This window comes from Pseudomonas sp. S32 (genome assembly GCF_016648095.1).
Taxonomy (GTDB): Bacteria; Pseudomonadota; Gammaproteobacteria; order Pseudomonadales; family Pseudomonadaceae; genus Aquipseudomonas; species Aquipseudomonas parafulva.
Genome location: NZ_JACVVF010000008.1, coordinates 116,488 through 142,765 on the forward strand (window position 1 = coordinate 116,488; position 26,278 = coordinate 142,765).

Below are 26,278 nucleotides of genomic sequence, written 5' to 3' on the forward strand. Positions count from 1 at the left end.
GGTCTGCTTGTAACAACCAAAGAGGCCGCGAGCTTAGCATGATTGCCCCGGCTGCTAGCATAATAGCCGGCCGTGCAGGCACCACCTGAGTGCCACCACGAACCTGACCAAGCCTGAACCGAGGAAACGCGTCTCTATGAAGAAGTGGCAATGTATTGTCTGCGGCCTGATCTACGACGAGGCTGCTGGCTGGCCTGACGACGGCATCGCCCCTGGCACCCGATGGGAAGACGTGCCGGAGGATTGGCTATGCCCGGACTGCGGCGTGGGCAAGGGTGACTTCGAAATGATTTCCATCGGCTGATAGAGGAAGCGGCACATGACGTCCCCTGTGGTGATCATCGGTACCGGCCTTGCGGGCTACAACCTGGCGCGTGAATTTCGCAAACTCGACGCTCAGACGCCGTTGCTGCTGATAACCGCGGACGATGGCCGTTCCTATTCCAAGCCCATGCTGTCTACCGGCTTCGCCAAGCAGAAAGACGCCGACGGCCTGTGCATGGCCGAGCCGGGGGCCATGGCCGAGCAGCTGAATGCCGAGGTGCGCACGCACACGCGCATCAGTGGTATCGACCCGGGTCACAAGCGCCTGTGGATGGGTGAAGAGGCTGTGCCCTATCGCGACCTGGTGCTTGCCGTGGGCGCACAAACCATCGCGGTGCCTGTCGACGGTGATGCAGGCGACCTGGTCTTCCCGGTCAACGACTTGGAAGACTACGCACGCCTTCGCGCGGCCGCCGCAGGGAAGCAGCGGGTGTTGATTCTGGGGGCTGGGCTGATCGGCTGCGAGTTTGCCAATGACATGAGCCTGGGCGGCTTCCAGGTGGACGTGGTGGCGCCCTGCGAGCAATTGATGCCGACCCTGCTGCCGCCTGCGGCGGCCAAAGCGGTGCAGGCAGGGCTGCAGCAGCTGGGTGTGCGCTTTCACCTGGGGCCGGTGCTGACGCGCTTGCAACGCTGCGACGGCGGCCTGCAAGCGCATCTCTCCGATGGCCTGGTGGTTACCTGTGACCTGGTGGTTTCGGCCATTGGCCTGCGCCCCCGCACCGACCTGGCCACGGCTGCCGGGTTGCAGGCTGGCCGCGGCGTCAGCGTTGACCGCTACCTACGTACCTCACATGCCAACATCCACGCCTTGGGCGATTGCGCAGAGGTCGATGGCATCAACCTGCTGTATGTCATGCCGCTGATGAGCTGTGTACGGGCCTTGGCACAGACCCTGGTCGGTAACCCCACAGCGGTCGCCTACGGCCCAATGCCTATCACCGTCAAGACGCCGGCATGCCCGCTGGTGGTGTCGCCCCCGCCAATGAGCCTGCGTGGGGCTTGGCAGGTAGAGGGCCAAGGCAGTGACATCAAGGCGCTGTGCCTTGACGCGGAGGGCAGCTTGCTGAGCTATGCCCTGACCGGCGCGGCCGTAACGGAGCGGCTGGCATTGAATCGTCAGCTCCCCCCTGTAATGGCGTGAATGGCCTATGTTTTGTCGCCAATGGCTTTTTCTGTCCCGCACAATGGCCGCGCTGATACTGGCGCGGCCCTGATGCTCGTGCCATTCTCACTCTCGTCTGCCGCAGATTAGAGCCTGCGGTGCCTTGAGCGCTGCTCCAAGGGCAGCACGGCATAACAACAAGAACTCCGTCAAAGAGGCTTTACCATGCGCAAACCAGATCTCGCCAACGTTATCGCCGAGAAGGCTGACCTGTCCAAGGACAAGGCCAACGAGGTGTTGAACACAATTCTCGAGCAAATCACCCTTGCCGTTAACACGGGCAATGTGACCTTGGTGGGTTTTGGCACCTTCGAGAAGCGCCACCGGGGCGCCCGCACCGGCAAAAATCCGCAAACTGGCGAGCCCGTGAAAATCAAGGCCAGCAACACGGTTGCTTTCAAGCCTGGCAAGGACCTGCGCGAGGGTGTGAACAGCCCTGCAAAACCCGCGAAGAAGAGCAAGTAACTGCGCTTGGCGCTTGTTGGACATGGCCTGACGGGCGCCTGCGGGCGCCCTTCTCATGGGTGCAGGAAAATGTTCCGGAATGGATTAATTTGCTCAATAAAAGGATAAACTGCGGCGCTTAGTCACTTTTTATTCGAGGCGCGTTGATGAAGTTCCGCTTTCTTCTCTGGGCCATGGGGCTGTTGATGGCCAGGGCCAGCCGCAACAACGCTGCCTTCCAGCAGCAGCTCAAGGGCAAGGACCTGGTTTTCCAGATGCAAACGCTGGACGGCAAGGTGGCCCGGCACTTCATCGTCAACAATGAGCGGGTCAGCAGCAAGGGCGGTTCATACCCGGAGCCGGCCTTCGCCATAGCCTTCAAGGACGCCGCCTACGGCTTTGCCACCCTGCAGGCCGCCAACAAGCAGTTGGCATTCATGCAGGGCATTCAGGACAAGCACATCCAGATCAAGGGTAACCCGGCGCTGGTGATGTGGTTTCAGGGCCTGATGAAATACCTGAAACCCAAAAAGAAACGCTGAAACACCAGGGGTCGCCTATGCGGCCCCTGTCATTTTAGTGCGGCGTCTGGAACTGCGAAGCCAGTTCCCGCAGCAGGCTCTCGGCCTCAAGCACCTTGCTGACGACATCCTCGGCTTTTTCCCGCACCAGGCCCAGGCGCTCCAGCAATTCATCGGGTATTTCGTCCTGCGGCCCAGAGCCTATGCCCCGAGAACGCAGCAGCCGGGTGGCCAGAAACACCAGGTTGGGGAACGCGGAGTACTCCCCGTCATAGCCTGGGTCGTGATGGAAGCGTAGCGCCGTCGACAGCTCATCGGGCATGTCCCACAGCTTCATCAGCCAGGCACCGATCTGCTCCCGGCTGATGCCCAGCAGGTGCTGTTCGACGTAGGTGTGGCACACGTGCGGGTTCACTTCCAGGTGGCGGCAGATCAGCGAAAAGTGCGGCGGGAACACATGGGCCAGCAGCAGGTAGCCAAAATTGTGCAGCAGCCCTGCCAGGTAGGTGAGCCCTGCTTCCGGGCGCTCGGCCCGAGGCATGGCGCGGGTGAGCCCTTCGATCACCGCAGCGGTATAGATCGATTGTTGCCAGTAGGGGGTCGCCTGCTGAGGCTGATCCTTGGGCAGGCTCAGGGTTTTGCCAAGCGCAAGGCCAAGGGCCAGGTTGATGACCAGGTCGAAGCCCAGCACGCGAACAATGGCGTCTTCCACCGAGCGTACCTTGCCCGGTGAGGCGTAATAGGGTGATGCCGCCCAGCTGACCACCTGTGCCGCCAGTGCCGGGTCGGTTTCAACCACGCCGGTGATGTCGTCGATGCTGGCGTTGGGGTCTACACGCAGCTTCATGATTTTCTGCGCGGTATCGGCCAGCGGTGGGATCTCGATGGTTTCTTCGAGGCGCTTCTGGATGCGTCGGGCGGTGAAGGCCTGGACGGCCTGGCTGATTTCCCGGGTATCGTCATCCGGGCGGTCGAGGTTAGGCCGGATGGCCTTTACGTCCTGGCCGAAGCTGCTGGCGCTGGCCTTGGCCAGCAGGCGCTTGAACGGCTCGCGCTCGATCTCCAGCAGCAGGCCGGTTTCACCGGACTGGATAAACACCTGCTCGACGTCGAGCAGGCTTTTTTCATACTGGCACGGCGAGCTGGTAAGTGCGGGGATGCCCGGCAGCACCTTGAGCTGGTGCTTGTCGAGCATCTGCCGCAAACGTGGCATTGGTACTGCGGTGAGCTTGCGACCGGTCAGCTCGGCCAGGCGGTTGAGGTCCAGCAACTGGCTCTGCGGGAACAGCACCATGAGTGCCCCGACCTCGTCATCCAGCAGTACAGCCTGTACGCAGGCGGCCGCAGGCGGTGGCGGGTGGGCCAACACCTCGCGGTAGGCAACGCCGAGCTTGTCGAGCAGCAGGCGTATGACCGAAGGCGTATGTGGGGCTGCGGTGTCCAGGGCAACTTGAGTCATGGTCCGTATCCACTGATTCTTTTAAACACGAAGTATAACCAGCCACGGCGCAAAACTGGATCCATTGTGGGACGCAGGTCACACCTGGCCATATTGCTGGCCGTGACGCAGCCAGCGATCGAGCAGCGGGCTGACATGCTCTGGCCAGCGTGCCACCAAGGCCTGGGCCGCGTCGCGCACCGCCGGCAGCAGGTCGGCATCACGCATCAGGTCGGCCACCTTGAATTGCAGCAGCCCGGTTTGCCGGGTGCCGAGCATTTCGCCGGGGCCACGCAGCTCCAGGTCTTTTTCGGCGATGATGAAGCCATCGTTGGTTTCACGCATGATGCCCAGGCGTTCGCGGCCGATCTGCGACAACGGAGGATGATACAGCAGTACGCAGTGGCTGGCGGCGCTGCCCCGGCCCACCCGGCCCCGCAGCTGGTGCAGCTGTGCCAGGCCCAGGCGCTCAGGGTTCTCGATGATCATCAGGCTGGCGTTGGGCACATCCACGCCGACTTCGATAACTGTGGTGGCAACCAGCAGCTGCAGGTTGCCGGCCTTGAACTCGGCCATGATCTCGGCCTTCTCGACAGGCTTCATGCGGCCATGAATAAGCCCGACACGGAGTTCGCCCAAGGCGCTGCCCAGCTCTTCATAGGTGCTTTCGGCGGCCTGGCAGGTCAGCTCTTCGGACTCTTCGATCAGGGTGCACACCCAGTAGGCCTGGCGCCCCTCCGCGCAGGCCGCACGTACCCGCTCGACCACTTCGAAGCGGCGGCTGTCAGCCACCAGTACGGTGTTGACCGGGGTACGGCCAGGCGGCAGTTCATCCAGCACCGAGGTGTCCAGGTCGGCGTAGGCGCTCATGGCCAGTGTGCGCGGGATGGGTGTGGCGGTCATGATCAGCTGATGGGGGCACAGCGTACCGGCAACACCCTTCTTGCGCAGGGCAAGGCGCTGCTGCACGCCAAAGCGGTGTTGCTCGTCGATGATCGCCAGGGCGAGGTTCTTGAATTTCACCTCTTCCTGGAACAGCGCATGGGTGCCGACCACCATCGGCGCGCCGTTGACGATCTGCTCCAGGGCACTGGCCCGCGCCTTGCCCTTGAGCTTGCCGGCCAGCCAGGCGACTTCGATGCCCAGCGGTTCAAGCCAGCGCTTGAAGGTGATGTAGTGCTGCTCGGCAAGAATCTCGGTGGGGGCCATGAGCGCCACCTGGTAACCCGCTTCCAGCGCCTGCAACGCTGCCAGGGCGGCGACCACCGTCTTGCCTGCGCCCACATCGCCCTGTACCAGGCGCAGCATCGGCTCGTGCTGGCTCAGGTCATAGGCAATCTCGTTGGCCACCCGCTGCTGCGCGCCGGTTGGCTGGAAGCCCAGGTTCGCCAGGTATTTCACCGGCAGGTGGCTAGGCTTGGGCAATACGGGGGCGCGCAGGCTGCGCAGGCTTTCACGCAGGCGCTGCTGCGACAGCTGGTGGGTGAGCAGTTCTTCGAACGCCAGGCGATGTTGAGCCCAGTGATGGCCCTCGGCAAGCTCATCCAGGTCAGCATCGGCTGGCGGGTTGTGCAGGTAGCGAATGGCCTCGTCCAGCGGTGCCAGCTGGTAGTCGCGGGCCAGCTCGTCGGGCAGCCAGTCTGGCAGGCTACGGGGGCCGAGCATGGCCAGGCTTTGCTGGCACAGCAGGCGCAGACGCTGCTGGGTGAGGCCTTCGGTGGACGGGTAGATCGGGGTCAGGGTCTGCTCAACCGGCGGTGGCGGCTCGTCGCCATTCAACGCCCTGTATTCGGGGTGGTAGATTTCCAGGCCCGAGGCACCGGGCCGTGCTTCGCCATAACAGCGCAAATGGGTACCCCGCTTGAGGCCCTCCTTTTGCGCGTTGCTGAAGTGGTAGAAGCGCAGGCTCAGTACGCCGCTGCCGTCACCCAGGCGCACCACCAGGCTGCGGCGTTTGCCCATGGTCACGTCGGCGCCGCTGACCACGCCCTCGATGACCGCATCCTGCCCCGGGCGCAACTGCCCGATGGGCACTACACGGGTGCGGTCCTGATAGCGCAGGGGCAGGTGGAACAGCACATCCTGCAGGTTTTCCAAGCCAACCTTGGCGAGCTTTTCCGCCATGGCATCGCCTACGCCCTTGAGTACCGTTACCGGTACCTTCGACAACTCACTCATGGCTCAGGCGGTTTGTTCGGCAGGGGCTTTAGCGACCGAGCACAGGCGGATCGAGTCGGCCAGAATCTCGATGGCCTTGGGCCGCGGGAAGCTGGCGCGCCAGGCGATGGCCACCGTGCGGAAGGGCGCAGGTGCGGTGAGTGGGCGCACTTCGATCACGCCGGGAGCATAGTGATGGCTGTGCACGGCCGAGAGCGGAAGGATCGACACGCCAAGGCCAGATGCCACCATATGGCGGATGGTTTCCAGCGAACTGGACTCGACCGTGGTGTGGCGGGCACCTTCGCCACCCTTGTTCAGGGTCGGGCAGGCTTCCAGTACCTGGTCGCGGAAACAATGGCCTTCGCCGAGCAGCAGCAGGCTCTTGTCGTTGAGCATGGCCGTGTCGATGGTTTTCTTGGCCGTCCAGGGGTGGTCGGCTGGCATCAGGGCGCAGAAAGGCTCGTCATACAGCGGCAAGGTCAGCACGTCGGCTTCGTTGAACGGCAGGGCGATGATCACTGCATCCAGTTCGCCGTTGCGCAGTTTTTCACGTAGCACATGGGTGAAGTTTTCTTCGATGTACAGCGGCATCTGCGGGGCCACACGGTGCAGCTGCGGGATCAGGTGCGGGAACAGATAAGGGCCGACCGTGTAGATGGCGCCGACTTTGAGTGGTGCTGTGAGCTGGTTTTTACCGGCCTGTGCCAGCTCGCGAATGCCCTGGGCCTGCTCGAGTACCTTCTGCGCCTGGGCAACGATGCCTTCGCCGACCGGTGTCAGGCGCACCGCGCTTTTGCTGCGTTCGAAGATCAGCACGCCAAGCTCGTCCTCGAGCTTCTTCACACCGACCGACAGGGTGGGCTGGCTCACGTGACAACGTTCGGCGGCATGGCCGAAGTGCTGTTCCTGAGCGAGTGTGACGATGTAGCGGAGTTCTGTGAGGGTCATAACGTGCGTCCATGAAGTTGCGAGCCCAGCATAGCGGCTGCAATCGATAGACGCACGTTATCAGACTTGCTGATTTGTGACAGAAACAAAAGTATCAGCGGCGGTCCAGGGAGTACACAAACGGTGCCACGACTTCGATGGTGCCGTTGTTCAGCAATTCCGGCGGTGGCTTGGGTACCGTGCCGGCCCGGCGAATCATCTCCAGCGTTGCCCGGTCCAGCGAAGCACTGCCCGAGCCACCGGCCATGGCATACGACACCACCTTGCCTTCGGCATCCACCACGAAACGCAGGCGGTTGATGCCCTGCAGGCCGCGGCGACGTGCATCCTCAGGGTAACGCTTGTATTTCGCCAGGTGACGCAGCAGGTCGCTTTGCCAGGTTGGCAAGGCGTTGCTGTTGGAAGCAATGCTCGGTGCCGGAGCCGCCGATTTCTGCGGTGGCGTGTTGCTGGGCGGTGCGTCCACGGTCTGTTCGGTTGGCGGCGCTTCCTTGGGCGGCTCAGGCTTTTTCTCAGGCTTGGGCGGTTGTGGCTTGGCCTTGGGCTTGGGCGGCTTGGGGATGGCGATCTTGGGCTTTGGGGCTTCCGCCAGCTTGGGCAATGGAGGCTCTTCGACCGGCGCCGGTGGCTGGGGTACCGCTTTGGGTGGGGGCGGTGGCGCAGGCTCGGGCAACGGCGCCAGCTCGACCATCATGGCTGCCGGTGGCAGCTCGATGGCCTGGGGCACCGACCAGTTGAGCATGAGCAGCACAGCGACGGCATGGACACCCAGCACAAGCGCCAGGCTGCCGCTGTAACGCGCCAGATTGTGCCGCGTCTTCGTCATTTCTTGGCTGCCGTCTCGAGACCTACCAGACCGACTTTCAGGTAGCCGGCCGCGCGCATGTTGTTCATCACTTCCATCAGGTCACCGTAGTCCACGCCCTTGTCGGCCTGGAAGAAGATGGTGGTCTCTTTGTCACCCTTGGTCTTGGCGTCGAGCATCGGGCCAAGCCGGTCGGGTGCTGGAACCTGATCGTCGCCGACATACAGCTTCTGGTCGGCCTTGACGCTGACGAACACCGGTTTCTCGGGCCTTGGCGCCGGCTTCGCCGTGGAGGCGGGCAGGTCGACCTTGATATCAACCGTAGCCAAGGGGGCTGCGACCATGAAAATGATCAACAGCACCAGCATCACGTCGATGAAGGGGGTGACGTTGATCTCGTGGTTTTCGGCGAGGTCATCGCCACCTTCGTTAAGATGCAGGCCCATGGCTTACCCCACTTTCACCATGTGCGGGGCAGCGCGCTCGCCACCCTGGTGGTCCAGGTCACGGCTGACCAGCAGCAGTACCTGGGCGGAGGCGTCGGATACCTGTGCCTTGTAACCCGCGATGGAGCGGGCGAAGACGTTGTAGATGACCACGGCAGGAATCGCCGCCACCAGGCCCAGGGCTGTGGCCAGCAAGGCTTCGGCAATACCAGGTGCTACTACTGCCAGGTTGGTGGTCTGAGTCTTGGCGATGCCGATGAAGCTGTTCATGATGCCCCAAACCGTACCGAACAGGCCGACGAAAGGCGCGGTGGAGCCGATGGTTGCCAGTACCCCGGTGCCGCTGCTCATGTTGCGGCCGCTGGCGTGTACCAGGCGCTCAAGGCGGAAGCTGACGCGCTCCTTGATACCTTCTTTTTCGCGGGCGTTGGCTGACAGGCGCATTTCTTCGAGTGCGTCGTGGACCAGGGTGTGGGCCAGGGTGCCTTCCTTGTTGGAGACCTCGCTGGCCTCTTTCAGGCTGGCGGACTTCTTCAACTGGGCGATCTCGCCACGCAGGCGACGCTTGGCACCCAGCAGTTCGAAGCCTTTGGCGATCCAGATGGTCCAAGTGATGATGGACGCGATGGCCAGGCCGATCATGACCGCCTTGACCACCACGTCGGCGTTTTTGTACATGCCCCATGGGGACAGGTCGTGGGCCATGCCCAGCGAAGTATCTTCAACCAGGGCCTCGACGCTTGGGTCGACGGCAGCCGGGGCATCTGCAGCGTTAACCGGGGCCGCTTCGCCGGCCGGCGCGGCAGCGGTGTTTACCGGAGCAGAGGCAGCGGCCGGTGCGGCGGCGGCATTGGCGTTAGGCTCATCGGCCATGGCCATCGGGGCCAGCACCAGGCTGAAGGCCAGGGCGATGGCGCGCCAGGCGCGCGACTGGGTTGGCGAAGCGGAAGGTTGATTACGTGTCATGCTGGCCGGACCTGATGAAGATAAAGGTGGATGTTCTTCAAGGCCTCGAGGTAGGCCGAGAACAATTTGGTCGCCATTATTGCAAGTAATTCTTGTTAACAAAAGTAATCTTGTTGCTTTTTTCGCCTACGGTTGGGCGGATCTATCGGTCTAAGGGGGTTTCAGATGTCGGACCTTTCGGTCTTGATAGTAGGTTGTGGCGATGTCGGCGGCCGTCTGGCCCGGCAGATGTTGGCGCGTGGTTGGCATGTCAGTGGGCTGCGTCGCACTGTGGGGCAACTGCCCCACGGGGTGGTACCTGTGGCCGCTGACCTGGCCGAGCCGGCAATACCGTCTGCCTGGCCAAGCCATGCACCGGATTACCTGGTGTACTGCGTGGCGGCCAGCCAGCATGACGAAGCCGGCTACCAGGCGGCCTACGTGCAGGGCCTGCGCCATGTGCAAGGCTGGTTGGCTGAGCGAGGGCAGCGCCCGCGTCGGCTGTTGTTCGTCTCCAGCAGCAGTGTGTTTGCGCAGAAGGGCGGGGAATGGGTGGATGAGCAGTCGCCTACCAGCCCTGAAGGGTATTCGGGGCGGGTGATGCTGGAGGCGGAGCAGCTGGCCTTGGCGGGTGAGTGCCCGGCGAGTGTGGTGCGCCTGACCGGCATCTACGGCCCGGGCCGCGAGTGGCTGCTCAGCCAGGTTCGCCAGGGTTACCGGGTTGCCGAGCAGCCGCCGTTGTACGGCAACCGCATCCACGCCGAGGACGCTGCCAGCCTGCTGGCGTTCCTGTTGCAGGCCGATGCCGATGGCCGGGCGCTGGACGATTGCTACCTCGGCGTGGATGACGACCCTGCACCGCTGGCCGATGTGGTCGGCTGGCTGCGTGAGTACATGGGCGTTACACACTGGTCCGATGAGCAGCGGGTCCGGCGCACTGGCAGCAAGCGCTGCAGCAATGCCCGTGCGCGGGCCCTGGGTTGGGTGCCGGCATACCCCAGCTACAAAGAAGGGTACGCGGCTATTTTGCAGGGTTCGGTTAGCAATTAATCCGGCTCATTGGGCTGCACATCACCCCCTGTGGGAGCGGGTTTACCCGCGAAACAAGCAGCGCGGTGGATGGCACCGGCTTCGCCGGTGTTCGCGGCTGAAGCCGCTCCCACACGGCCCTGGTACATCAACACGTTATGTACGGTTGCAGAACGGTAAGAGCAGCTTGCGGTGCGGCGCCCGGCCTCAGTTCTGCTCCAGCAGCCACTGCCGCTTGCCGGCCGCCAGTTGCGGCATTTCGTCCGGCTGCGCGCGGTTGACTGCCTGGGAAATCTCCAGCTGCTTGCCCGTGCGCTTGATGATGAACGGCGCACCCTGCTGGTTGCGCTCAAGCCACAGGCTGTCATTGCTGGCGCCCATGGTCGCGCAATCCCCCGCCAGGCACAGCGCGAAGCGATCCGGGCCGGGCAGGCCGGTAACGCTACCGGTATCGCTGAAGCGTACCGTGCCACCTGTGCCCTGGCCTTCGATGATCTTCCAGTCGCCGCCTAGATAGGCCTGATACAGCGCCTGCTCGAAGCTGCTACCCAGCTGCGCGTTGCCCGCAGCAGGTGCCTTGGCACGTACGAACGTCTGCTTGGCGCCCTGTGGGTCGACCGTTTGCAGTTCATCGCCATTCAAGGACAGCTGCTCGGTGGCACCACCGTCGAAGGTGGCTACCCATTGTTTGTCATTGGCGCTGAGTTGCCCGTCGGCACCCTCAAAACCGTTGCTGTAACTGGCCCGCTGTTGGGCCACATCGAGCTTCCACTCGAATACCGGGCCATTGGCATCCAGGGCCTGGCGCAGGTTGTTGCCTTTGACGGCAGCGGTGATGGCCTGCTGGTTGATCCAGGTGCCATTGAAATCTTCAGGTTTGTGGCTGGCGCAGCCGCCCAGAAGCAGGGCTGCCAGCGTGAGAGGCAGTGCTAGACGCATGACGGAAAACCTTGCAGAGGAGGAGGGCGACAGGCAGAGCCTGCCGCCGCAGGCATCATTCGATGACCAGAATCGCGTCCATTTCGACCTGCGCACCTTTTGGCAGCGCAGCAACGCCGATGGCGGCACGGGCAGGGTATGGCTGCTCGAAGTAGCGGCCCATCACCTCGTTGACCTTGGCGAAGTGGCTCAGGTCGGTCAGGAAGATGTTCAGCTTGACGATGTCCTTGAACGAGCCACCGGCAGCTTCAGCCACTGCCTTGAGGTTTTCGAACACCTGCACGGTCTGGGCTTCGAAGCCTTCGACCAGTTCCATGGTCTTCGGGTCGAGCGGGATCTGCCCCGACATATACACGGTGTTTCCGGCCTTGATCGCCTGCGAGTAGGTGCCGATGGCGGCTGGGGCCTTGTCGCTGTTGATGACGGTCTTGCTCATGATGACTCCTTGCGGTTGGCGGGCTACGTACGCATGCGGGTGATGCGGACCACACCGGTCAAGGTACGCAGTTTCTTGATCACACGCGCCAGGTGCACGCGGTCGTGCACGCTGACCACCAGTTGGACCACGCTGATACGGCCGTCGCGTTCGTCCATGCTGATCTTCTCGATGTTGCCATCGGCCGCATTGACGCTGCTGGCCAGCAGCGCGATCAGGCCGCGCTGGTGCTCAAGCTCGACACGCAGCTCGACATTGAATTCGCCGGTGATGTCCTTGGCCCAGGAAAGCTGCACACATTTTTCTGGGTTATGGCGGATTTCGCTGATGTTCCGGCAGTTTTCCAGGTGCACCACCATGCCTTTGCCCGCCGACAGGTGGCCGACAATGGGGTCGCCAGGGATGGGCGTACAGCATTTGGCGTAGCTGAGCACCAGCCCTTCGGTGCCACGGATGGCCAGCGGGCCTTCGGGTGCGGGCAGTTGCTCGCCATCGGCGGACAGCAGCCTGCGCGCGACCACGTAGGCCATGCGGTTGCCAAGGCCGATGTCTTCCAGCAGGTCCTCGATCAGCTCCAGGCGATACTCCGCCAGAATGGCCTGGATACGCTCCTGCGCAATCTGCTCCAGGCTGCTGTCGAAGCCGGTGAGCACCTTGTTCAGCAAGCGCTCGCCCAGGCTGATGGACTCCGAACGGCGCTGTTGCTTGAGCGCGTGGCGGATATGGGTGCGCGCTTTGCCAGTGACCACGAAGTTGAGCCAGGCCGGGTTCGGGCGTGCACCGGGGGCGCTGACGATTTCAACCGTCGAGCCGCTTTGCAAGGGCTCGGACAGCGGTGCCAGGCGCCGGTTGATGCGGCAGGCGATACAGCTGTTGCCCACATCGGTGTGCACCGCGTAGGCGAAGTCCACCGCGGTGGAGCCTTTGGGCAGCTCCATGATGCGGCCTTTGGGCGTGAACACGTAGACCTCGTCCGGGAACAGGTCGATCTTCACGCTCTCGATGAATTCCAGCGAGTTGCCCGCACGTTGCTGCAGCTCGAGGATGCCCTTCACCCACTGCCTGGCCCGGGCGTGGTTGCCCTTGGGTTGCTCGTCCTCGTTGGACTTGTACAACCAGTGCGCCGCAATGCCGTTGTTGGCCATCTCTTCCATCTCCGCCGTGCGGATCTGGATTTCGATGGGCACCCCGTGCATGCCGAACAGGGTGGTGTGCAACGACTGGTAGCCGTTGGCCTTGGGGATGGCGATGTAGTCCTTGAACCGGCCCGGCAGCGGCTTGTACAGGTTGTGCACGGCGCCCAGCACGCGGTAGCAGGTGTCGACCTTGTCGACCACGATGCGGAAGGCATACACGTCCATGATCTCGTTGAAGGCGCGGCGCTTGCCACGCATCTTCTTGTAGATGCCATAGAGGTGTTTCTGCCGGCCGCTGACCTCGCCCTGGATACCGTCGGCGGCCAGGCAGTGGGCCAGCGATTGCTCGATCTTGGCGACGATTTCCTTGCGGTTGCCCCGCGCGCTCTTCACTGCCCGGTTGATCAGCGACGAGCGCATCGGGTGCATGGCCTTGAAGCCGAGGTCTTCGAACTCTACGCGTACGGTGTGCATCCCCAGGCGGTTGGCGATGGGGGCATAGATTTCGAGGGTTTCCTTGGCGATGCGCCGGCGTTTTTCACCGGACAGCACTTCCAGCGTGCGCATGTTGTGCAGGCGGTCGGCCAGCTTAACCAGGATCACGCGGATATCGCGTGCCATGGCCATGGCCATCTTCTGGAAGTTTTCAGCCTGGGCTTCTGCCTTGGTCTCGAAGTTCATCTGGGTCAGCTTGCTGACCCCATCGACCAGTTCGGCCACCGTCTCGCCGAACTGCTGGCTGAGGGCTTCCTTGGCAATGCCGGTGTCTTCGATCACGTCGTGCAGCATGGCTGCCATCAGGCTCTGATGGTCCATGTGCATGTCGGCAAGGATACTGGCCACAGCCAGCGGGTGGGTGACGTAGGGCTCGCCGCTGCGGCGGCGCTGCCCGTCGTGGGCCTGTTCTGCGTAGAAATAGGCGCGGCGAACCAGGTTGACCTGTTCGGGCCCTAGGTAGGTCGACAGCCGTTCGGCCAAGACTTCTATACCCGGCATGGGTTCACCTCCTGCCGAGGGAGAGGGCCTTGCGCCGTGCGACGTCGACCAGGCATCAATCAGACAGCCTCGTTCGACTCGTCCTCGAATGCGGCGAAGACCGGATCCTCGGTGACGATCTCTTCAGCAGCGATGAACTCGTTGGTGACGATGCCTTCGGCGATTTCACGCAGGGCAACAACGGTCGGCTTGTCGTTTTCCCACGCAACGCGTGGCTCTTTGCCGCCGGTCGCCAACTGGCGAGCGCGCTTGGTCGAGAGCATGACCAGCTCAAAGCGGTTATCCACGTGTTCCAGGCAGTCTTCAACAGTTACGCGGGCCATGGTCTTCCTCAATAGCAAATGCGGTGGGCGTGCAGCCCAATAGTGGGCAGGCGGACTCGATAGTATAAAAATTCACCAGCCAATAGGGAAGCGCTGTTTTGCTCCGGCAGCGCCTGAGGCCGCGGCTATTGCCGCGAAATGGCCGGGCCAGACACCGTCCTGCATGTGCCTGACGATAACCTCAGAGCATCGCGTCACGCAACCGCGGGGTCAGCTCTTCGAACAGGGTCTGTACCGAGCGCAGCGCGCGGCAGTCGGGCCGGGTCAACAGCCACAGTTGGGTATCGCAACCGGGCAGTGGGCCACTGAGGGCGTCCACCCCCGGCAACGTGTGCACCATGTAGTCGGGCAGGGCGGCCACACCCAGGCCGGCCGTTACCAGTTGGGCAATGGTCGACATGCCACTGCACTGGTAGCGCGGGCTCAGCCCCGGGTGGTGCTGGTTGCGCCAGACCACGGTTGGGTGGTCCTGCATGGAATCGTCTGGCGCAATCCACGGCACACTGTTCGTCGACTCGGCCAGGCTGTCGCGCCAATGGGGCTGGCCGCAGATCACATAGGAGGTGGACCCCAGGTTGCGACCCACCAGGTGTTCCGGCGGCGTGTTGGTCAGGCGCAGGGCAATATCGGCGTCGCGCCGGCTGAGGTTGGCAAATGTGTTGGAAGTGCCCATCTCCAGCGACAGGGCCGGGTAGTTGGGCATGAATTCGGCCAGTGCGGGCAGCAACAGGCTGTGCATGACCGCCTCGGTGCACGTCAGGCGTACGGTCCCGCTGACCACCTGCTCGCCACTGGTCAGAGCGATGCGTGCGGCATCCAGCGCCTGTTCCGCGCGCTCGGCCTGCTCAGCCAGTGCCTGGGCAGTGTCGGTTGGCAGGTAGCCTTTGCGGCTTTTCACGAACAGCGCGGTGCCTAGCGCCGATTCCAGCCGGCGGATGGAGCGGAACACCGTCGACACGTCTACCTTCAGCAGTTCGGCCGCCTTGGCCAGCGAGCGCCCGCGTTCCAGTGCGAGCACCAGGGTCAGGTCGGCATGGGTAATCTGATATTGCATTGGTGCATGCTCTGCTTGCCGAATTGCCAATGTCTGTTGCGTTTTGGCCATTTTATAGTGAAACGGCCCCCGGAAAGCAATGCACCCGATGCGGCAATCAATCCCCACGATGGGAACGTGACAATAACAACAGCAGCAACCATCGCCGCCCTCGAGGCGTCATCCGTAGCATCACATCGCCGCAGTAAACCCAAGGATGTACAGCCATGACGTCGGTCCCCCCGTGCGCCAGCCTTTCCCGCGAGAAGAACGGCTTTCTGCAAGCAAGGCTTTTCAACGGTTCACCTTCTAATCCTGCGCCTCTTCTTTACAATGGCGCCCCCGTTGCAGGCCAAGGCATGGGCCCCGGATGATCCGGCCCCGATCGCAGATTCTCGACGAGTGAGCGCGGGCCTTTGCAAAAGGCCTGTGAAAAACAATTCCAACACCGGCGGCTAATACTCATGAGCAACTACACAGAAGCCGGCCGCCCACCCGATGTGGCAGCCGATGCGGGTACACAGGCCCAGGGCAAGGGCCTGGCAAAAGGGCGGCTGGGGCTGCTCGCCAGCGTGGTTCTGGGCATCTCGACCATTGCGCCCGTCTATACACTGACTGGCGCCCTTGGCCCTACCGTGCGCGAGGTGGGCGCCCACTTGCCTGCCGTGTTCATCGTCGGCTTCCTGCCCATGCTGCTGGTGGCGCTGGGGTATCGTGAGCTGAATTCGGCAGAGCCTGACAGTGGCACCTCGTTCACCTGGTCGGCACGGGCGTTCGGCCCCATGATCGGTTGGATCGGCGGTTGGGGGCTGGTGGTGGCCACTACCATCGTGCTGTCGAACCTGGCCGGCGTGGCGGTGGACTTCTTCTACCTGTTCCTCGGCCAGATCACCGGCAACCACGGCCTCGCCGCGCTCGCGGACCACCTGCTGATCAACATTGTCACCTGTTGCGTGTTCATCGCGCTGGCAGTGTGGATCTGCTGCCGCGGCATGGCCACGACCATGACGGTGCAGTACGGCCTGGTGGCGTTGCAGTTGCTGGTACTGATCGGCTTTGCCTTCGCGGCGTTCGGTGAAACCACCGCGCCGCCGCCGCTGGAATTCGATTTCGCCTGGTTCAACCCGTTCGGCGTCGAATCGTTCTCAGCCTTCGCGGCCGGGCTTTCGCTGTCGATCTTCATCTTCTGGGGCTGGGATGTGTGCCTGACCGTCAGCGAAGAGTCGGTAGGCAGTGAAGAAGTACCGGGCAAAGCCGCCACCTGGACGGTGCTGCTGATTCTGGGTTTGTACCTGCTTACCGCCATTGCCACCCTGCAGTTTGCCGGTATCAGCGAACAGGGCCTGGGCCTGAACAACCCGCGTATTCAGGAAAACGTATTCGCCCACCTGGCAGGGCCGGTGATGGGGCCGCTGGCCATTCTGATGTCCGTGGCGGTGCTGGCCAGCACCGCGGCGTCATTGCAGTCGACCTTTGTGTCGCCGGCGCGCACCTTGTTGGCCATGGGTTACTACGGTGCGGTGCCACAGAAGTTCGCCAAGGTCTGCCCCCGCTCCCAAACCCCGCGGTACGCCACCATTTGTGCGGGTGTAGCAGCGGGTCTGTTCTACGTGACCATGCGCACCCTCAGTGAAAACGTGCTGGCGGACACCATCACCGCGCTGGGCATGATGATCTGCTTCTACTACTCGCTGACCGCCTTTGCCTGCGTCTGGTACTTCCGCCGCAGCCTGTTCGACAGCCTGCGCCACTTCTTCATGCGGGGCCTGTGCCCGCTGGTGGGCGGGGTGATCCTGTCGGTGATCTTCGTGCGCACGGCCATCGACAGCGCTTCACCGGATTTCGGCAGCGGTTCGCATGTCGGTGGGTTGGGCCTGGTGTTCGTGATCGCCGCCATCATCTCGGTGCTGGGCATCGTGCTGATGCTGCTGTCGCGGTTGCGTGCACCGGCTTACTTCCTGGGGGCGACGCTGCGCCAGCAGGCCACGCTTTCTATCCCGGAATGATTCGGGAGGGGCGCTGTGCGCCCCGGCCCGGGGACGCCGGCTTCAGCCAACCAGCTCGGTCAGCAGGGCCCCGTGGCGCTGTTGCTGGTTTTTCAGCAGCAGGCGATTGGCACGGAACACCGCTTTAAGGTCCAGCAGCGCAGTTGCGAAATCGTCATTGATGATGACGTAGTCGTATTCGGCAAAGTGCTGCATCTCGCTGACCGCTTCTTTCATGCGCCCGGCGATGATCTGCTCGCTGTCCTGCCCACGGTTATCCAGGCGATGGCGCAGGGCCTCCTGGCTGGGCGGCAGGATGAACACCGACAGCGCGTTGGGCATCAGCTTGCGTACCTGCTGGGCGCCTTGCCAGTCGATTTCCAGAATCAGGTCATAGCCCTCGTCGAGTGTTTGTTGCAAAGCGCTGCGGGACGTGCCGTAGAAGTTGCCGAACACTTCGGCATGCTCCAGGAAGTCGCCTTGGGCGATCAGCGCCCTGAATGCGTCGTGCGCCACGAAGTGGTAATTGACCCCGTGTTCCTCGCCCGGGCGCATGGTGCGGGTGGTGTGCGAGACCGAGACGCGGATGTGCGGGTCTTCTGCGGTCAGGGCAGTGACCAGGCTGGTCTTGCCTGCGCCCGAAGGGGCCGAAACGATGTAGAGGGTGCCGCTGCAGTGGTTCATGGTCGGGTGGCCTTACTCGATGTTCTGTACTTGTTCACGCATCTGTTCGATCAGCACCTTCAGGTTGACCGCTGCTTGCGTGCTGCGTGGGTCGAAGGCCTTGGAGCCCAGGGTGTTGGCTTCGCGGTTGAGTTCCTGCATCAGGAAATCCAGGCGCCGGCCGGCAGCGCCACCGCCCTTCAGTACGCGGCGCACTTCGGTGACGTGGGTGCTGAGGCGGTCGAGTTCCTCGGCCACATCACTCTTCTGGGCCAGCAGTACCATCTCCTGCTCCAGGCGTTGCGGGTCCAGTTCGGCCTGCAGATCGCTGAAACGGTCGAGCACCTTCTGACGCTGTGTGGCCAGCATCTGCGGCACGAGTGCGCGCAGGGTGGTCACCTCGTTGGCCATGCTGTCCAGGCGTTCGTTGATCAGCCTGGCCAGCTCCACTCCCTCGCGCTGGCGCCCGGCTTTCAGTTCGGCCAGAGCTTCGTCGAACAGCGCCATGGCTTCGGCATTGAGGGCCTGCGGGTCGCTGGTATCGGCTACCAGCACGCCTGGCCATGACAGCACTTCAAGCGGGTTGAGCGGTGCCGGCTGCTTGATCAGGCCTGCGACCTGCTCGGCGGCGGCAACCAACTGGGCCGCGCGCTGGTGGTCGACCTTCAGTGGTTTGCCGGCGCTGTCTTCGTTGAGGCGCAAGGTGCACTCCACCTTGCCCCGTGACAGCCCCTGGCGCAGGCCCTCACGCACACCGCCTTCCAGGTCGCGCAGGGCGTCTGGCAGGCGCAGGTGGGGTTCAAGGTAGCGGTGGTTGACCGAGCGCAGCTCCCAGACCAGGGTGCCTTGGCTGCCGGCGCGCTCGACGCGCGCAAAGGCGGTCATGCTGTGCACCATGGGAGTACCTCGCATAGATGGATAACGTTGGAAGCCCGCAGGCTGCAAGGCGCAGGATTGTAGCGCAATGGGGCCTCGCCGCCCAATCCGGCCATGTTACAGAGCGGCCGCCAGAGCGCTCGGAAAAGGCGACGGGCAGTGCCAGGCGCGACGATAGGCATGTCGTGCGCAGGCCACGGGCCCTATAATGCCTGTCAGATTCTAAGCCCCAGTACAGGTATCCCAGATGAAACGTCCAAGTGGTCGCGCCGCCGATCAGCTCCGCTCGATCCGCATTACCCGCAACTACACCAAGCACGCCGAAGGGTCGGTACTGGTCGAGTTCGGTGACACCAAGGTCATCTGCACGGTCAGCGTAGAAAACGGTGTACCGCGCTTCCTCAAAGGCCAGGGCCAAGGTTGGCTGACCGCCGAATACGGCATGCTGCCGCGCGCTACCGGTGAGCGTAACCAGCGCGAAGCCAGCCGTGGCAAGCAGGGTGGCCGCACCCTGGAAATCCAGCGCCTGATCGGCCGCTCGCTGCGCGCTGCGCTGGACATGAGCAAGCTCGGTGACATCACGTTGTACATCGATTGCGACGTCATTCAGGCCGACGGCGGTACCCGCACCGCTTCAATCACCGGTGCCATGGTTGCCCTGTGTGATGCCCTCGCCGTGATCAAGAAGCGCGGCGGCCTGAAGGCCGGCAACCCGCTCAAGCACATGATTGCCGCAGTGTCGGTGGGCATGTATCAGGGTGAGGCTGTGCTTGACCTGGACTACCTGGAGGACTCGGCGGCCGAAACCGACCTGAACGTGGTCATGACCAGCGCAGGTGGTTTCATTGAAGTGCAGGGTACCGCTGAGGGTGCGCCGTTCCAGCCTGCAGACTTCAACGCCATGCTGGCGTTGGCGCAGAAGGGTATGGATGAGATCTTTGCCTTGCAGCAGGCGGCTTTGGCTGACTGACGCTTGAACCAGGCGCCGCTCCTACACAAGCCTGTAGGAGCGAGCGCAGCTCGCGATGAAGCCACCCCCCTGTCAGCCGTCAGATCGTCAGCGTCCAATCATAATCGACGATCAGCGGCGCGTGCTGTGAGAAGCGCGGCTGACGCGGCAGGCGGGCGTTGCGCACGAAGCGACGCAGGCCTGGGGTAAGGATCTGGTAGTCGAAGCGATAGCCCAGGTTGAGCATCTCGGCCTGCTCGTTGTCTGGCCACCAGCTGTACTGGTCGCCTTCGCGGCTGACTTCGCGCAGGGCGTCGACATAACCCATCTCGCCCGTGATCGCATCCATCCAGGCGCGTTCCGGCGCCAGGAAGCCCGGTGACTGCTGGCTGTCGCGCCAGTTCTTGATGTCGAGCTTCTGCTGCGCCACATAGAACGAGCCACAGTAGATGTACTCGCGGCGCTTGCGGCGCTGCTTGTCCAGGTACTTGGCGAAGTCGTCCATCAACTTGAATTTCTGGTTCAAGTCTTCGTCCCCGTTCATGCCCGAAGGCAAAAGCAGGCTGGCAATACTGACTTTGTCGAAATCTGCTTGCAGATAACGCCCGTAGCGGTCGGCTGTCTCGAAGCCCAGGCCGGTGATGACTGCCTTGGGCTGCATGCGCGAGTAGAGCGCCACGCCACCTTGGGCAGGCACCTCCGCATCGCAGGCATAAAGGAAATAGCCATCGAGCTGGAAAGCTGGGTCGTCGAGTTCAAAGGCCGAGGCGCGGGTATCCTGAAGGCAGATGACGTCGGCATTCTGGGCTTGTAGCCAGCTGAGCAAACCACGCTCGGCCGCAGCCTGAATGCCATTAACGTTCACACTGATGATCCGCATAAATGGCCCCAAAAATCTCGTGCGTGTATGATACCCGAGCTCAACCCATTTAGCTAAATCCGTGGTGTCCGGGACTTTTCATGCAGCCGTATCAGCGCGACTTCATCCGTTTTGCCATCGATCGCGGTGTACTGCGTTTCGGTGAGTTCACTCTGAAATCGGGGCGTACCAGCCCGTATTTCTTCAATGCCGGCCTGTTCAGCAGCGGTTCCGCCCTGGCTCAGCTGGGGCGTTGCTATGCAGCGGCCATCGTCGACAGCAAGATCCCCTTCGACGTCCTGTTCGGCCCCGCCTACAAAGGCATCCCGTTGGCGGCAGCCACCGCCGTGGCCCTGGCCGAGCAGCACCAGCTGGACGTGCCCTGGTGCTTCAACCGTAAAGAGGCCAAGGACCATGGCGAGGGCGGCAGCTTGGTAGGGGCACCGCTGGCCGGTGAAGTCCTCATCATCGACGACGTGATCACCGCCGGTACCGCCATTCGCGAAGTCATGCAGATCATCAACGCCCAGCAGGCCAAGGCCGCAGGCGTGCTGATCGCGCTCAACCGCGAAGAGCGCGGCAACGGTGAGCTCTCGGCGATCCAGGAAGTCGAGCGCGACTTCGGTATACCAGTGGTCAGCATCGTGTCGCTGACCCAGGTACTGGAGTTCCTGGCTGATGATCCGCAGCTCAAGCAGCATCTGCCGGCGGTCGAAGCCTACCGGGCGCAATACGGGATCTGACCCGGCGCCCGGCAACAAAAAAGGCGACCTCGGTGTGAGGTCGCCTTTTTTGTGTCGCCAGTTCAGGCCCTGTCGCCCGTTACGAGCGCGCCTTGTGGTTGGTAATCAGGGTGCCCACGCCGCTGTCGGTGAAGATCTCCAGCAGCACGGCATTCGGCACGCGGCCATCGATGATGTGCGAGCTGTTCACGCCGCCCTGCACGGCATCGAGGGCACATTTGATTTTCGGCAGCATGCCGCCGTAAATGGTCCCGTCGGCGATCAGTTCATTGACCTGCTCGGTGGTGAGGCCCGTCAGCACCTGGCCCTGCTTGTCCATCAGGCCGGCGATGTTGGTCAGCAGCATCAGCTTCTCGGCCTTCAGCGCCTCGGCCACCTTGCCAGCCACCAGGTCGGCGTTGATGTTGTACGACTCACCGTTGCTGCCTACGCCAATCGGCGCGATAACCGGGATGAAGTCGCCCCTCACCAGCATGTTCAGCAGGTCGGTATTGACGCTGACCACTTCACCCACATGGCCGATGTCGATGATTTCCGGGGTGGTCATCTCAGGGGTCTGGCGGCTGACGGTGAGCTTGCGCGCACGGATGAGCTCTGCGTCCTTGCCGGTGAGGCCGATGGCGCTGCCGCCGTGACGGTTGATGAGGTTGACGATGTCCTTGTTGACCTGGCCGCCCAGCACCATCTCCACCACGTCCATGGTCGCCGAGTCGGTCACGCGCATGCCGTCGATGAAGTGGCTCTCGATCGACAGACGCTTGAGCAGGTCACCAATTTGCGGGCCGCCACCGTGCACCACTACCGGGTTGATGCCCACAGCCTTCATCAGCACGATGTCGCGCGCGAAGCCGGTCTTGAGCTCCTCGCTTTCCATCGCGTTGCCGCCGTACTTGATCACCAGGGTCTTGCCGACGAAGCGGCGGATGTAAGGCAGTGCTTCGGACAAAACCTCGGCTACATGGGAAGCGGCATCGCGATCGAGGGTCATGCAGGGCTCCTGTGAAGGACAGATAGTCGGTCAGAACGGCAGTTGCAACGCAGGCTCAACCCGCAGCAACTGAGTGCGGAAAACATCCTTGATACGTTGCAGTTCGGCTTCGCTGTCGGCCTCGAAACGCAGCACCAGCACCGGCGTGGTGTTGGAGGCGCGGACCAGGCCCCAGCCCCTGGGGTAGTCCACCCGCACCCCATCGATGGTGGTCAGGCTGGCTTCGCCCCAGTCGGCGTCGCGTTGCAGTGCATCAATGATGCTGAATTTACCCTCGTCGGTCACATCAATGTTGATTTCCGGCGTGGAAATATCGTTTGGGAAGGCGGCGAACAGGTCCTCGGCGCTTTGCTCGGCCTTGCTGAGAATTTCCAGCAGGCGTGCGGCGCTGTAGATGCCATCGTCAAAACCGTACCAGCGCTCCTTGATGAAGATATGACCACTCATCTCGCCGGCCAGTAACGCGCCGGTCTGTTTCATCTTCTTCTTGATCAACGAGTGGCCGGTCTTCCACATTAAGGCGCGGCCACCCTGCTGTTCGATCAGGGGCGTCAGGCGACGGGTGCATTTGACGTCGAAGATGATCTCGGCGCCAGGATTGCGGGCCAGCACGTCCTGGGCGAACAGCATCAGCAGGCGGTCGGGGTAGACGATGCTGCCGCTATTGGTGACAACGCCTACGCGGTCGCCGTCACCGTCGAACGCCAGGCCAATGTCGGCCCCGGTCTGCCTCACCTTGGCAATCAGGTCCTGCAGGTTCTCGGGCTTGCCAGGGTCGGGGTGGTGATTGGGGAAGTTGCCATCCACCTCGCAGAACAGCGGGATCACCTCGCAGCCCAAGGCTTCGATCAGCTGTGGCGCGATGACGCCAGCCGCGCCGTTGCCGCAGTCCACTACTACCTTCAGCCTTCTGGCCAGCTTGACGTCGTCGAGGATCTGCCGGGCATAACGCGGCAGGATATCCACCTGCTCCAGGCGGCCAGTGGCAAAGCTCAGGTCGTGGGTTTGCAGGCGAGTGAGCAGTGACTGGATCTGCTCGTTGGCCAGCGTGTCGCCGGCAATGACGATTTTGAAGCCGTTGTAGTCCGAGGGGTTGTGGCTACCGGTGAGCATCACGCCCGAGCGGCCGGCCAGTACATTGGCTGCGTAGTACAGGGCGGGGGTGGGCACCAGGCCGATGTCGCTGACCTGGCAGCCGGCATCCACCAGGCCCTTGATCAACTGCTCCACCAGCACCGGGCCAGACAAGCGCCCGTCGCGGCCTACGCACACTTGCGGCTCGCCCTCTGCCAGGCTCTGGGCGCCGATCGCGCGGCCAATCCAGTAGGCGGTTTCGGCATGCAACGTCTTGCCGACCACGCCGCGGATGTCGTAGGCGCGGAAGATGCTCTGGGGCAAGGTGGCGGGGACCAAATCGGCCATGTCGTTCATCGCTGGGTACTCCATCAGTCAAAAACGCTGTGGGCTGGCGCAAATAGAACGCTTGGACGAAGGTTTCGCCAGAGAGTTCGCCATCCTTGGCCGTAACGGTCAGCTGCTGGCTCAGTGGCTGCCCGAGTGACCAAAGCCACCAGCGCCACGCTGGCTTTCGTCGAACGCCTCGACGATGTCGAAACGCGCCTGTACCACCGGCACCAGCACCAACTGAGCGATACGCTCGCCGACCGCGATGGTGAACGGGGTAGTGCCACGGTTCCAGCAGGACACCATCAGCTCGCCCTGGTAATCCGAGTCGATCAGCCCCACCAGGTTGCCCAGCACGATGCCGTGCTTGTGGCCCAGGCCCGAGCGAGGCAGTACCAGCGCCGCGAGCCCAGGGTCGCTGATGTAGATCGACAGGCCGGTAGGGATGAGCACGGTCTGGCCTGGTTCGAGCACGGTGTCCTGCGCAAGCAGGGCGCGCAGGTCGAGGCCGGCGGAGCCTGGGGTGGCGTAGCTGGGCAGCGGGAATTCGCTGCCCAGGCGTGGGTCGAGAATCTTGGCTTGAAGTGCGTGCATGTAACTTACTGAACCTGGTTGAGCCGTTCGGCGATGAAGGCGACCAGTTGCCGGGCGATCTTGCCCTTGCTGGTCTGCGCGAAAAGGGTCTGGTGCTGTTGCCGGTCGATCACGGTCAAGGCGTTTTCTTCGCTGTTGAAGCCGATGCTGGGGTTGGCCACATCATTGGCGACGATCAGGTCGAGGTTCTTGTCCTTGAGCTTGCGCGTGGCGTAGTCGAGCAGGTGCTCGGTTTCGGCAGCGAAGCCGACGCTGAACGGGCGGTCGGCACGGCCGGCGATGGTGGCAAGGATATCGGGATTGCGCACCATCTGCAGCAGCATGCCGTCGCCGGTCGTAGGGTCTTTCTTGAGTTTTTGTGGGGCAACTACCTCTGGCCGGTAGTCTGCAACCGCTGCGGAGGCGATGAACAGGTCGCACGGCATGGCGGCTTCACAGGCTGCGAGCATGTCCCGCGCGCTCACCACGTCGATACGGCTGACACGGTCAGGGGTGGGCAGGTGCACCGGGCCGGTCACGAGGGTGACCCTGGCCCCGGCTTCTGCAGCCGCCTCGGCCAGGGCAAAGCCCATCTTGCCGGAGCTATGATTGGTGATGTAGCGCACCGGGTCGATGTTTTCTTGGGTGGGGCCCGCCGTGATCAGCACGTGCTTGCCGGTGAGTGCCTGGCGCTTGAAGCTTTCGGCCGCGCACCAGGCCAGGTCAGTGGCTTCGAGCATGCGGCCCAGGCCGACGTCGCCGCAGGCCTGGCTGCCCGATGCGGGGCCGAACACCTGAATGCCCCGGCTCTTCAGCAGCTCGAGGTTGGCCTGGGTGGCCGGGTCACGCCACATCGCCTGGTTCATGGCCGGGGCAACGGCGACGGTGGCATCGGTGGCCAGTACCAGGGTGGTCAGCAGGTCGTCGGCCATGCCTTGGGCCAGGCGCGCCATCAGGTCGGCAGTGGCCGGCGCGATCAGCACCAGGTCGGCCCATTTGGCCAGTTCGATGTGGCCCATGGCGGCTTCGGCGGCCGGGTCCAGCAGGTCCATGTGCACGGGGTGGCCAGACAACGCCTGCAGGGTCAGCGGGGTGGTGAATTCGGCACCACCGCGGGTCATGACGACGCGCACCTGGGCGCCGTGCTCGAGAAGTCGGCGAATCAGTTCGGCGCTTTTGTAGGCGGCGATGCCACCACCGACGCCGAGAACGATGCGCTTGCGATACAGCCGCTGCATAGGCTTGCCTTTTTCCGGTGAAAGCGGGCGGCGACAGGAACTGCGTGCGGCAGAACGTCGCATGTACGAAGCGAAATAGATTAACACAGGGCCGAAATGGCCCGCAGCAAGGGCAGGGGGCGGGGGATGAATATCAGGGAGTGGCCGACTGAAGAAAGGCCGCGGGAGAAGTTGCTGCAGCGTGGGGCTGCGGTGCTGACGGATGCCGAATTGCTTGCCGTGCTGCTGGGCTCTGGCGTTGCCGGGCGCAATGTCCTGGACCTTGCGCGGGGGCTGCTGGTGCGTTTTGGCGGGCTGAGGCAGTTTCTGGAGGCCGATCGCGAAGCCGTACTGCGCGAGCCGGGTATCGGGGCCGTGAAGTATGCGCAGCTGCAGGCGCTTCTGGAAATTGGTCGACGGCATCTGGATGAGAACATCGAGCGCGCTTCGGCGCTAGAGGGGCCAGTGGCGGTACGGCGTTATCTCAAGGCCATGCTGCGGCATGAGGCCAGTGAAGTGTTTGGCTGCCTCTTTCTCGACACCAAACACCGCCCGCTGGCGTTCGAGATCCTGTTCAGAGGCACCATAGACCGCGCCAGTGTCTACCCGCGCGAAGTGGTTCGAAGGGCTTTGCTGCACAATGCGGCGGCATTGATCCTGTGCCACAACCACCCTTCGGGCATCAGCGAGCCGAGCCAGGATGACGTGCACCTGACCCTGTCGCTCAAGCGGGGTTTGGCACTGATCGACGTGCGGGTGCTGGACCACATCATCATTGGCGACGGGGAGCCGTTATCGATGGTGGAGGAGGGCTGGATGGTGGCCTGATGGTGCCCATTCGCGGCCGTTTCGTGTTCGCCGTATCAGGGTCTGCGCCTATACGATCGAGCGCCGCCCGCGCGGCGCATCGCGAGCTGCGCTCGCTCCTACGCT

At 63.0% G+C, this 26,278-nt stretch carries 27 protein-coding genes and 1 pseudogene; 10 read left to right on the top strand and 18 right to left on the bottom strand.

Going from position 1 to position 26,278, the window contains the following annotated elements; all coding sequences use genetic code 11:
- Window positions 1-136 precede the first annotated feature (136 nt).
- The 4 genes from IAE38_RS06820 to IAE38_RS06835 all read left to right on the top strand — a co-directional run bounded on the left by IAE38_RS06820 (window position 137) and on the right by IAE38_RS06835 (window position 2,475).
- Entirely contained in the window at window positions 137-304 is a 168-nt protein-coding gene (locus tag IAE38_RS06820; RefSeq protein WP_028632875.1) for a rubredoxin, read from the top strand.
- A 15-nt stretch (window positions 305-319) separates the two neighbouring features.
- Window positions 320-1,468, top strand: coding sequence for an NAD(P)/FAD-dependent oxidoreductase (locus IAE38_RS06825; protein WP_201216714.1), 1,149 nt, complete (start codon window positions 320-322; stop codon window positions 1,466-1,468).
- A 186-nt stretch (window positions 1,469-1,654) separates the two neighbouring features.
- Entirely contained in the window at window positions 1,655-1,954 is a 300-nt protein-coding gene (locus IAE38_RS06830; protein ID WP_028632877.1) for an HU family DNA-binding protein, read from the top strand.
- Window positions 1,955-2,100: 146 nt separating this feature from the next.
- Entirely contained in the window at window positions 2,101-2,475 is a 375-nt protein-coding gene (locus tag IAE38_RS06835; protein WP_201216716.1) for an SCP2 sterol-binding domain-containing protein, read from the top strand.
- A 34-nt stretch (window positions 2,476-2,509) separates the two neighbouring features.
- Here IAE38_RS06835 and IAE38_RS06840 read toward each other — a convergent pair whose 3' ends face one another.
- From IAE38_RS06840 to exbB, 6 genes are all read right to left on the bottom strand, one after another.
- Window positions 2,510-3,913 (bottom strand): aminoacyl-tRNA deacylase and HDOD domain-containing protein, encoded by a 1,404-nt coding sequence (locus IAE38_RS06840; RefSeq protein WP_201216719.1) that lies wholly within the window; start codon window positions 3,911-3,913, stop codon window positions 2,510-2,512.
- A 78-nt stretch (window positions 3,914-3,991) separates the two neighbouring features.
- The gene (recG, locus tag IAE38_RS06845; protein WP_201216722.1) at window positions 3,992-6,070 is read right to left on the bottom strand and encodes an ATP-dependent DNA helicase RecG; all 2,079 of its coding nucleotides are present in this window, start codon (window positions 6,068-6,070) and stop codon (window positions 3,992-3,994) included.
- A 3-nt stretch (window positions 6,071-6,073) separates the two neighbouring features.
- Entirely contained in the window at window positions 6,074-7,000 is a 927-nt protein-coding gene (locus IAE38_RS06850) for a hydrogen peroxide-inducible genes activator (RefSeq protein WP_028632881.1), read from the bottom strand.
- A gap of 94 nt (window positions 7,001-7,094) precedes the next feature.
- Window positions 7,095-7,826, bottom strand: coding sequence for an energy transducer TonB (locus IAE38_RS06855; protein ID WP_201162619.1), 732 nt, complete (start codon window positions 7,824-7,826; stop codon window positions 7,095-7,097).
- Window positions 7,823-8,251 carry a TonB system transport protein ExbD gene (gene exbD, locus IAE38_RS06860; protein WP_028632883.1) on the bottom strand — a complete coding sequence of 143 codons (429 nt, stop codon included), beginning with the start codon at window positions 8,249-8,251 and terminating at the stop codon, window positions 7,823-7,825. Before exbD ends, IAE38_RS06855 begins: the two co-directional genes overlap by 4 nt.
- Window positions 8,252-8,254: 3 nt before the next feature.
- Complete coding sequence (gene exbB, locus IAE38_RS06865) at window positions 8,255-9,217, bottom strand: tonB-system energizer ExbB (protein ID WP_201216724.1); 963 nt, start codon at window positions 9,215-9,217, stop codon at window positions 8,255-8,257.
- 165 nt (window positions 9,218-9,382) lie between these two features.
- On the opposite strand from exbB, the gene IAE38_RS06870 reads away from it, so the two are divergent.
- Window positions 9,383-10,246, top strand: a complete 864-nt coding sequence (locus tag IAE38_RS06870) for an SDR family oxidoreductase (protein WP_201216726.1) — start codon at window positions 9,383-9,385, stop codon at window positions 10,244-10,246.
- Between the two features lie 186 nt (window positions 10,247-10,432).
- Here the strand turns inward: IAE38_RS06870 and IAE38_RS06875 are convergent, their stop codons facing one another.
- The 5 genes from IAE38_RS06875 to IAE38_RS06895 all read right to left on the bottom strand — a co-directional run bounded on the left by IAE38_RS06875 (window position 10,433) and on the right by IAE38_RS06895 (window position 15,109).
- Window positions 10,433-11,164 (bottom strand): hypothetical protein, encoded by a 732-nt coding sequence (locus tag IAE38_RS06875; protein ID WP_201216728.1) that lies wholly within the window; start codon window positions 11,162-11,164, stop codon window positions 10,433-10,435.
- A 55-nt stretch (window positions 11,165-11,219) separates the two neighbouring features.
- Entirely contained in the window at window positions 11,220-11,600 is a 381-nt protein-coding gene (locus tag IAE38_RS06880; RefSeq protein ID WP_009684531.1) for a RidA family protein, read from the bottom strand.
- Between the two features lie 23 nt (window positions 11,601-11,623).
- Window positions 11,624-13,732 (bottom strand): bifunctional GTP diphosphokinase/guanosine-3',5'-bis pyrophosphate 3'-pyrophosphohydrolase, encoded by a 2,109-nt coding sequence (gene spoT / locus IAE38_RS06885; protein ID WP_201162623.1) that lies wholly within the window; start codon window positions 13,730-13,732, stop codon window positions 11,624-11,626.
- Window positions 13,733-13,791: 59 nt separating this feature from the next.
- Complete coding sequence (rpoZ, locus tag IAE38_RS06890; protein ID WP_012312123.1) at window positions 13,792-14,055, bottom strand: DNA-directed RNA polymerase subunit omega; 264 nt, start codon at window positions 14,053-14,055, stop codon at window positions 13,792-13,794.
- Between the two features lie 181 nt (window positions 14,056-14,236).
- Window positions 14,237-15,109 carry a LysR family transcriptional regulator gene (locus IAE38_RS06895; RefSeq protein WP_201216731.1) on the bottom strand — a complete coding sequence of 291 codons (873 nt, stop codon included), beginning with the start codon at window positions 15,107-15,109 and terminating at the stop codon, window positions 14,237-14,239.
- 443 nt (window positions 15,110-15,552) lie between these two features.
- Between IAE38_RS06895 and IAE38_RS06900 the strand changes: the two genes are divergently transcribed.
- Window positions 15,553-17,094 carry an APC family permease gene (locus tag IAE38_RS06900; protein ID WP_028632889.1) on the top strand — a complete coding sequence of 514 codons (1,542 nt, stop codon included), beginning with the start codon at window positions 15,553-15,555 and terminating at the stop codon, window positions 17,092-17,094.
- A 42-nt stretch (window positions 17,095-17,136) separates the two neighbouring features.
- Here the strand turns inward: IAE38_RS06900 and gmk are convergent, their stop codons facing one another.
- Both gmk and IAE38_RS06910 read right to left on the bottom strand, forming a co-directional pair.
- On the bottom strand, window positions 17,137-17,757 hold the full coding sequence (gene gmk / locus IAE38_RS06905; RefSeq protein WP_201216733.1) for a guanylate kinase: 621 nt from the start codon (window positions 17,755-17,757) through the stop codon (window positions 17,137-17,139).
- Window positions 17,758-17,769: 12 nt separating this feature from the next.
- Window positions 17,770-18,633 carry a YicC/YloC family endoribonuclease gene (locus IAE38_RS06910; RefSeq protein WP_028632891.1) on the bottom strand — a complete coding sequence of 288 codons (864 nt, stop codon included), beginning with the start codon at window positions 18,631-18,633 and terminating at the stop codon, window positions 17,770-17,772.
- Window positions 18,634-18,859: 226 nt separating this feature from the next.
- Between IAE38_RS06910 and rph the strand changes: the two genes are divergently transcribed.
- Window positions 18,860-19,582: a ribonuclease PH gene (gene rph, locus IAE38_RS06915; RefSeq protein WP_028632892.1), complete on the top strand. Its 723-nt coding sequence runs from the start codon at window positions 18,860-18,862 to the stop codon at window positions 19,580-19,582.
- 79 nt (window positions 19,583-19,661) lie between these two features.
- On the opposite strand, the gene IAE38_RS06920 is transcribed toward rph, so the two are convergent.
- Window positions 19,662-20,441, bottom strand: coding sequence for an exodeoxyribonuclease III (locus tag IAE38_RS06920; RefSeq protein WP_003253401.1), 780 nt, complete (start codon window positions 20,439-20,441; stop codon window positions 19,662-19,664).
- Window positions 20,442-20,521: 80 nt separating this feature from the next.
- Here IAE38_RS06920 and pyrE point away from each other — a divergent pair, with 80 nt between their 5' ends.
- A complete protein-coding gene (pyrE, locus tag IAE38_RS06925) occupies window positions 20,522-21,163 on the top strand; it encodes an orotate phosphoribosyltransferase (protein WP_201216735.1) in 642 nt (213 codons plus the stop codon).
- A 79-nt stretch (window positions 21,164-21,242) separates the two neighbouring features.
- Here pyrE and argB read toward each other — a convergent pair whose 3' ends face one another.
- Both argB and IAE38_RS06935 read right to left on the bottom strand, forming a co-directional pair.
- Window positions 21,243-22,151 carry an acetylglutamate kinase gene (gene argB / locus IAE38_RS06930; RefSeq protein ID WP_028632894.1) on the bottom strand — a complete coding sequence of 303 codons (909 nt, stop codon included), beginning with the start codon at window positions 22,149-22,151 and terminating at the stop codon, window positions 21,243-21,245.
- Between the two features lie 30 nt (window positions 22,152-22,181).
- Window positions 22,182-23,552 (bottom strand): annotated as a pseudogene (locus IAE38_RS06935) (phosphomannomutase/phosphoglucomutase); the annotation flags it as partial.
- 19 nt (window positions 23,553-23,571) lie between these two features.
- Here IAE38_RS06935 and IAE38_RS06940 point away from each other — a divergent pair.
- Entirely contained in the window at window positions 23,572-23,712 is a 141-nt protein-coding gene (locus IAE38_RS06940) for a hypothetical protein (RefSeq protein ID WP_201211618.1), read from the top strand.
- Here the strand turns inward: IAE38_RS06940 and dut are convergent.
- Together dut and coaBC are read right to left on the bottom strand one after the other, a co-directional pair.
- The gene (gene dut / locus IAE38_RS06945) at window positions 23,694-24,149 is read right to left on the bottom strand and encodes a dUTP diphosphatase (protein WP_028632896.1); all 456 of its coding nucleotides are present in this window, start codon (window positions 24,147-24,149) and stop codon (window positions 23,694-23,696) included. The genes IAE38_RS06940 and dut overlap by 19 nt on opposite strands.
- A gap of 5 nt (window positions 24,150-24,154) precedes the next feature.
- Window positions 24,155-25,366, bottom strand: coding sequence for a bifunctional phosphopantothenoylcysteine decarboxylase/phosphopantothenate--cysteine ligase CoaBC (coaBC, locus tag IAE38_RS06950; protein ID WP_201216740.1), 1,212 nt, complete (start codon window positions 25,364-25,366; stop codon window positions 24,155-24,157).
- 126 nt (window positions 25,367-25,492) lie between these two features.
- Between coaBC and radC the strand changes: the two genes are divergently transcribed.
- A complete protein-coding gene (gene radC, locus IAE38_RS06955) occupies window positions 25,493-26,173 on the top strand; it encodes a RadC family protein (protein ID WP_028632898.1) in 681 nt (226 codons plus the stop codon).
- The last annotated feature ends 105 nt before the right edge of the window (window positions 26,174-26,278 follow it).

Excerpts from the sequence above, each read along its gene's own strand:
- IAE38_RS06820 (WP_028632875.1), top strand. The coding sequence starts at position 137 with ATGAAGAAGTGGCAATGTATTGTCTGCGGCCTGATCTACGACGAGGCT.
- IAE38_RS06825 (WP_201216714.1), top strand. The coding sequence starts at position 320 with ATGACGTCCCCTGTGGTGATCATCGGTACCGGCCTTGCGGGCTACAAC.
- IAE38_RS06830 (WP_028632877.1), top strand. The coding sequence starts at position 1,655 with ATGCGCAAACCAGATCTCGCCAACGTTATCGCCGAGAAGGCTGACCTG.
- IAE38_RS06835 (WP_201216716.1), top strand. The coding sequence starts at position 2,101 with ATGAAGTTCCGCTTTCTTCTCTGGGCCATGGGGCTGTTGATGGCCAGG.
- IAE38_RS06840 (WP_201216719.1), bottom strand. The coding sequence starts at position 3,913 with ATGACTCAAGTTGCCCTGGACACCGCAGCCCCACATACGCCTTCGGTC.
- recG (WP_201216722.1), bottom strand. The coding sequence starts at position 6,070 with ATGAGTGAGTTGTCGAAGGTACCGGTAACGGTACTCAAGGGCGTAGGC.
- IAE38_RS06850 (WP_028632881.1), bottom strand. The coding sequence starts at position 7,000 with ATGACCCTCACAGAACTCCGCTACATCGTCACACTCGCTCAGGAACAG.
- IAE38_RS06855 (WP_201162619.1), bottom strand. The coding sequence starts at position 7,826 with ATGACGAAGACGCGGCACAATCTGGCGCGTTACAGCGGCAGCCTGGCG.
- exbD (WP_028632883.1), bottom strand. The coding sequence starts at position 8,251 with ATGGGCCTGCATCTTAACGAAGGTGGCGATGACCTCGCCGAAAACCAC.
- exbB (WP_201216724.1), bottom strand. The coding sequence starts at position 9,217 with ATGACACGTAATCAACCTTCCGCTTCGCCAACCCAGTCGCGCGCCTGG.
- IAE38_RS06870 (WP_201216726.1), top strand. The coding sequence starts at position 9,383 with ATGTCGGACCTTTCGGTCTTGATAGTAGGTTGTGGCGATGTCGGCGGC.
- IAE38_RS06875 (WP_201216728.1), bottom strand. The coding sequence starts at position 11,164 with ATGCGTCTAGCACTGCCTCTCACGCTGGCAGCCCTGCTTCTGGGCGGC.
- IAE38_RS06880 (WP_009684531.1), bottom strand. The coding sequence starts at position 11,600 with ATGAGCAAGACCGTCATCAACAGCGACAAGGCCCCAGCCGCCATCGGC.
- spoT (WP_201162623.1), bottom strand. The coding sequence starts at position 13,732 with ATGCCGGGTATAGAAGTCTTGGCCGAACGGCTGTCGACCTACCTAGGG.
- rpoZ (WP_012312123.1), bottom strand. The coding sequence starts at position 14,055 with ATGGCCCGCGTAACTGTTGAAGACTGCCTGGAACACGTGGATAACCGC.
- IAE38_RS06895 (WP_201216731.1), bottom strand. The coding sequence starts at position 15,109 with ATGCAATATCAGATTACCCATGCCGACCTGACCCTGGTGCTCGCACTG.
- IAE38_RS06900 (WP_028632889.1), top strand. The coding sequence starts at position 15,553 with ATGAGCAACTACACAGAAGCCGGCCGCCCACCCGATGTGGCAGCCGAT.
- gmk (WP_201216733.1), bottom strand. The coding sequence starts at position 17,757 with ATGAACCACTGCAGCGGCACCCTCTACATCGTTTCGGCCCCTTCGGGC.
- IAE38_RS06910 (WP_028632891.1), bottom strand. The coding sequence starts at position 18,633 with ATGGTGCACAGCATGACCGCCTTTGCGCGCGTCGAGCGCGCCGGCAGC.
- rph (WP_028632892.1), top strand. The coding sequence starts at position 18,860 with ATGAAACGTCCAAGTGGTCGCGCCGCCGATCAGCTCCGCTCGATCCGC.
- IAE38_RS06920 (WP_003253401.1), bottom strand. The coding sequence starts at position 20,441 with ATGCGGATCATCAGTGTGAACGTTAATGGCATTCAGGCTGCGGCCGAG.
- pyrE (WP_201216735.1), top strand. The coding sequence starts at position 20,522 with ATGCAGCCGTATCAGCGCGACTTCATCCGTTTTGCCATCGATCGCGGT.
- argB (WP_028632894.1), bottom strand. The coding sequence starts at position 22,151 with ATGACCCTCGATCGCGATGCCGCTTCCCATGTAGCCGAGGTTTTGTCC.
- IAE38_RS06940 (WP_201211618.1), top strand. The coding sequence starts at position 23,572 with ATGTCGTTCATCGCTGGGTACTCCATCAGTCAAAAACGCTGTGGGCTG.
- dut (WP_028632896.1), bottom strand. The coding sequence starts at position 24,149 with ATGCACGCACTTCAAGCCAAGATTCTCGACCCACGCCTGGGCAGCGAA.
- coaBC (WP_201216740.1), bottom strand. The coding sequence starts at position 25,366 with ATGCAGCGGCTGTATCGCAAGCGCATCGTTCTCGGCGTCGGTGGTGGC.
- radC (WP_028632898.1), top strand. The coding sequence starts at position 25,493 with ATGAATATCAGGGAGTGGCCGACTGAAGAAAGGCCGCGGGAGAAGTTG.